The 957-nt window shown below is 52.1% G+C and carries 1 protein-coding gene and 1 pseudogene; one reads left to right on the forward strand and one right to left on the reverse strand.

All coding sequences use genetic code 11. The features are described from left to right. Positions 1-195: pseudogene (locus tag ACTHSP_RS20845) on the forward strand (hypothetical protein); the annotation flags it as partial. Between the two features lie 165 nt (positions 196-360). Here ACTHSP_RS20845 and pgk read toward each other — a convergent pair. Continuing rightward, positions 361-957 (reverse strand): phosphoglycerate kinase (gene pgk / locus ACTHSP_RS20850; protein WP_440346868.1); only part of this gene is annotated, 597 nt, incomplete at its 5' end.

The raw sequence follows: 957 nt of genomic DNA on the forward strand, positions 1-957 counted from the left end.
ACCCAAATGCCCCAAACCGACCCCGAGGCTTTTGAAACGGCCATGACCCAAATCCGTCAGGAATTTGCCGAGCTTGAGCAAAACACACAAGCGCAGCAAGACCATATCCTCAAACACCAGCTCGACCTGATCATCCGCCAGCTTACCCCGTGCTATCAGGCATTGCACCGACAAGCCGATGTAGAGGCCGTCTGAAAAGAACCGGACACTTTCCAGCCTGTTTAGCAACAAGTCTGCCCATCATCGGTGTTGAATCCAGCTAAACACTTTCTCCAATAAAAACCAAAACAAAAGGCCGTCTGAAACCTGATTTCCAGATTTCAGACGGCCTTTATTTTTAACAATCGATATTAAAACCGATTATGAGCCGCGTTTTTCCAAAGCAGCAACGGCAGGCAACTCTTTGCCTTCCAAGAACTCAAGGAACGCACCGCCGCCGGTAGAAATGTAGCTGATTTGATCGGTTACGCCGAATTTGGCAATCGCCGCCAAAGTGTCGCCGCCGCCGGCAATCGAGAACGCATCGCTTTGGGCAATCGCTTCGGCCAATACTTTGGTACCGCCGGCAAATTGGTCAAATTCAAACACGCCGACCGGGCCGTTCCATACAACCGTACCGGCAGCTTTGAGCAAATCGGCCAAAGCAGCGGCGGATTTCGGGCCGATGTCCAAAATCATGTCGTCTTCGGCAACGTCGGCAATGTCTTTCACCACAGCTTCTGCATCGGCGGCGAAGGCTTTAGCGACAACCACATCGGTCGGCAGCGGAACAGAGCCGCCTTTAGCCGCCATTTTCGCCATGATTTTTTTGGATTCTTCCACCAAATCGTGTTCGGCCAAAGATTTGCCGATGGCTTTGCCTTCTGCCAACAGGAAGGTGTTGGCAATGCCGCCGCCGACGATGAGTTGGTCGACTTTGTCGGCCAAAGATTCGAGGATGGTCAGTTTGGTAGACAC

This window comes from Neisseria sp. P0001.S005, assembly GCF_051963715.1.